Genomic DNA, 4,006 nt, shown 5'->3' with positions numbered 1-4,006 from the left:
GGGCCTGGTGGCAGCCGCCGTCTCGGGCGGCGGCGGTACGGGCGACGCCGACCTCGCCGTGCCCGTCGCCTGACCTGCCCGATCACCGCCCGGCCGCACACGGGTCACGGGCCGGGCGGGGCGCAGGTCGAGTGGGGCTCAGGCGTCGTCGGTCGCGGGCTGGGATCGGATGTCGGCTGCTGGCCGGTGTGGGCGCGGCGGCGTGGCGTGGTTTGGCACCGGCGGGCTCGGGTGGTGCGCGATCTCGTTGCGGCGCAAGTGAGTTTGGCGCACGGGCGAGTCGGCGGGACCGGCTGCTGGGGCGGCGGTCCAGGGGGTGTTGGCCGGCCGGGGTGTTGCTCGACGAGCGGGTTCGCTTCGAGTCGAGCGGGGTGAGTGGCCGGGCCGGGCTGAGCGCGGGCCAGACGGTCGAGTGGCCGGGTGCCGGATGCCGGGCCGTCGAGTGGATGAGCGGCCGGGCAGGGCGGGCGGGGAGTGAGAGCGGACCGGGGCGGCGGTGGCCGGGCAGGTCGAGCGGTGGTGGGGAGTGGGTGTGGGAGGCGTTGAGGTGGGGTGTTCGGGCGGTGGTGTTGGTGGGTGGGGACGTGGGTGGTGGTTGGCGGCGGTCCTCATGGTTTTAACCGAGGAACGGTGACGGTGTTTCCGTACATATTCGGGCGATGATCACTCGATGGTGTGGTGCCGATCCGTCGGGCTCCGGCACAGCCCCTCGTTGAGCCGGAGCCCGACGGTGGTCCGTGGACCTGCGGCGGGGACGCTCCAGGGATTGGCGTCCCCTGCCGCAGGTTCCCTTGGGGTCCCTCCGCTGCGGGGGCAGCGCGGCGATGGGACCTCGCCCGTCCTGCCAGGGCGCGGTTGGCAGGACGGGAAGCCTGGTCGTGCGTGAGTGCAGGAGTGGGTACAGCGAGAAGTGACCGGCCGAACGGCGTGTGATCACGTGTGCTCAGGGCACACGGGTCCCGTCTTGCTCAGTCGGGTGACGTGCTGGGCAGCCCCGGGATGCTGCCCGGGGACCGGCCGTCGTCCGGCCGCTCGACCGACAACGCGGTCAACGGCTTGGAATCCGACCGGCCGGCGAACGACGCGATGAGGCCACCGCGGTGGCCACCACCGCTGTCCGCGCCGCTCGACGACGACGCGGTCGGTGAGCTGGGCGCGGGCGCCTGCTTCGGCGCGGGAGCGGGGGTGCTCGGCTCCGGCACCTCCCAGACCACCTCGGCGGCCTGGGCGCTCGGGGAGTCCGGCACGGGCTGGGCGGCGGCGAACGGCGGCACCGGCACGTCGGCGCGGGCCTGCGCGATCACCTCGACGACGGACGCCGGCGGGGCCGCCGACACCTCGGCGGCCTCCCGCGCGGCGGCCTTCGCGGCCACCTTCGCCTCGTACAGCGGGGCGGGCATGGTGTTCGACGCCCCGCCCGAGTAGCCGTAACCGTCGGCGTAGCCGCCGGAGTACCCGTACGAGTCGGACTCGGAGTCCGAGTAGGACCCGGAGGACGAGCCGGAGTACGAGCCCGAGCCGAAGTCCGACTCGACGGCGGCGTCGACGTCCGGGTAGGTCCAGGACGGGTACGCGTCGGCCGGGTGGGCGTACGAGCAGAGGTCGCCCGCCGCCTCGACGGGCACGGGCGCGGGCACGACGACGAGCGGGTGCACCGCGGCCGTGAAGGGGTGGAAGTCCACCGCTTCGACTGCTTGCGACTCGAACGGCTGAGGTGCGGCGGTGACGGGCGTGAACGACCCGGCGTACTGCCGCACCGCGTCGGCGAGCAGCAGGTCGGTGGTTGCCGACTGCTGCTCACCGAGCGCCACGTTCACCGCGTCGAGCGGCGTGGGTGCCTCGTCCGAGTGGTCTTCACCCGCGGCCGCGACCCCACCGCACACGAACCAGGCCGCCGCCGCCAACCCGCCGACGGCGAGTGCCCTGAGCAGCAGCGATCCGCTCCGGCGCACCGCGAAGGGCGTTGCCACTGTGGATCACCACCATTCCGGCTGAGGCGAACGCGACGGACCGTTCCAAGTCGACGTTCTGCTATGTCTAGCACTGGGAACCGCATTTTCGAACGTTCTCCGCCGGAACCCACTCGGAAGGGCGGTGGGGTGCGGCTGTCCGGGTTGTCCGACCCGCCGCCGAACACAGTCCGTCGTGTCCACCTGAACGTGTGACGGCCCCCAAGGTCCACAGCGGACGCAGGAAGAACGTCCCCTGTGGACGTCTGACCGGCGGCTTCACCCCCACCGGTCCCGTTAAGCCGTTCGGGTGTCCCCCGATAGAGCGACCGGCGGTCACCCCGCGCCCACGCAGACGAAGCCGAGGTCGCCGTGCCGGGCCTGCGCGTCCGCAAGCGCTTGCGCAGGTTGCGCGAGGTTGGCGTGCAGGTCGACCATCAGGTCCACGACCCGGTCGTCCGGCACGGCCCGGACGCTCTCCACCACGACGCGCGCCCCGCGCCGCAGCAACACCCGTGCCAACCCGGACTCGCACGCCGACAGCACCACGACCGACGGCGCACCCGCCAGGCCGTCGAGGTCGTGCCCGTGCAGCGGCCCGTCTTCCAGTTGCAGATACGAAAACAGTTCGTCTTCAACGCCGTGCCGTGACTCGCGCACGCCGTGGGCGGCGATGTGCGCGACGTCCGCGCCGACCATCCCGCGCAACGTCCCGTCCACTGTGGAGCGCACCTCCCCACCGTGGGCCCGGCGCAGCGCCTCGACCTCCCGGTGCGCGTGCACCAGCGACGGCCCGGCGACCCAGAGGCGGTTCGCGAGCCGCAACGGGCGGGTGTCGGCCCGGTGCCAGCAGCTCGTCGACGGCGCGACCGAGAGCGCCCGCCCGCGGGCGGAGGGCAGCGCGGCCCACGGCATCCGCACGAGTTCCGGGCTCGGCACGACGACCAGCGGTCGGTCGCCGGCGGGCCGCAGGAGGCGGTCGAGGTCCGCCAGCGCGTGCGGCGCGTCGGCCAACGACAGCGAGCGGACGTGCCGCGCGGTGGTCCGGGCCTCGCCGAAGTCGTGCAGCCCGACCCGCCGACCGGTGACGGACACGCCGAACAGCCTGCCCCGGTGGCTGATGAACACCAGCAGCGCCCGGTCGCCCAACGCGTCCACCACGTCGTTCAGCGGCACGGCCGGTCGTCCGACCGCGGGTGGCGAGTGCGCGAGCCGGCGGATCTCGCGTTCGAGCCGCGCGATCCGGTCCCGGTCACCCCGCACGCGGGCGAGGCGCAGCTCGGCCCGCGCCCGGGTGACCGCGGGGTCGGGCACGGCGGTCCGGTGCTCGTTCCAGCGCCACGCCGATCGGGCGTCTGCGCTGCTCAGGGCGTGGTCGAGGGCGATGTCCACCAGGTCTCCGCGTGCGTCGTGGTCGTGCAGCGCGAGCCCGGCCCGGCACGCGGCCACCGCGTCGCGCCGGGTCGTCGCCAGCCGGGCGCGGGCGAGCCAGCCGAGGGCCCGGGACCGGGACGTGCCCCGGTGCCTGAGCGCCGCCGCCTGCCCGGGTGCGTGCCGGAGCCGGACCTCGGCCGCGTCGTCGTGGTGGCCGTGCCGGTCGCACGCGTCGGCCACCGCGGTGGGGGAACCGGGTCCGCCGGCGAGCAGGGCCACCGCCCGCGCGGCCGGGACGAGGGACGGGCGGTCCTGGGCGAGGAACAGGTCTTCCGCGTCGGTGGCCAAGGTGCGCGCGGTCGCGAAGTCGTGGTCCCGAAACGCGCACCGCGCGGCGAGCAGCAACGCCTCCGGCAGGCGCGAGTCGACCGCCGGCCGCAGCAGCACGGTGGCTTCACGCACGAAACCGGTGCTCAGCAGGGCCTCAGCCCGCCCGACCAGGGCCAGTGAGCGCTCGGGGGGCACGCGGTTCGGCCTCATGCGACGAACCACGGCGTCGCCCGCTCGCGGCCCGTGCCGCGCAGCACGAACCTGACCGGCCCGAACGGCACGCGTTCGACGTGGAACCAGCCCGCCTCGTCGACCGCCGCGGTCACGCCGCCTCCCGGCCAGCGGGCCACGGC

At 74.6% G+C, this 4,006-nt stretch carries 2 protein-coding genes; both read right to left on the bottom strand.

The genetic code is table 11. From position 1 onward, the window contains the following. Positions 1 to 968 precede the first annotated feature (968 nt). Entirely contained in the window at positions 969 to 1,970 is a 1,002-nt protein-coding gene (locus tag AB0G02_RS21580; RefSeq protein WP_360797169.1) for a hypothetical protein, read from the bottom strand. A gap of 315 nt (positions 1,971 to 2,285) precedes the next feature. Further along, positions 2,286 to 3,863: a CHAT domain-containing protein gene (locus AB0G02_RS21575; RefSeq protein ID WP_360797167.1), complete on the bottom strand. Its 1,578-nt coding sequence runs from the start codon at positions 3,861 to 3,863 to the stop codon at positions 2,286 to 2,288. Positions 3,864 to 4,006 lie beyond the last annotated feature (143 nt).

Source organism: Actinosynnema sp. NPDC023658, assembly GCF_040639995.1.
GTDB lineage: Bacteria > Actinomycetota > Actinomycetes > Mycobacteriales > Pseudonocardiaceae > Actinosynnema.
The sequence above is the reverse complement of the archived record's forward strand: the minus strand, read 5'-3'. Positions and strand labels throughout refer to the sequence as shown.

Bases quoted from the DNA above. Each gene is read 5' to 3' on its own strand.
- AB0G02_RS21575 (WP_360797167.1), bottom strand. From the start codon at position 3,863: ATGAGGCCGAACCGCGTGCCCCCCGAGCGCTCACTGGCCCTGGTCGGG.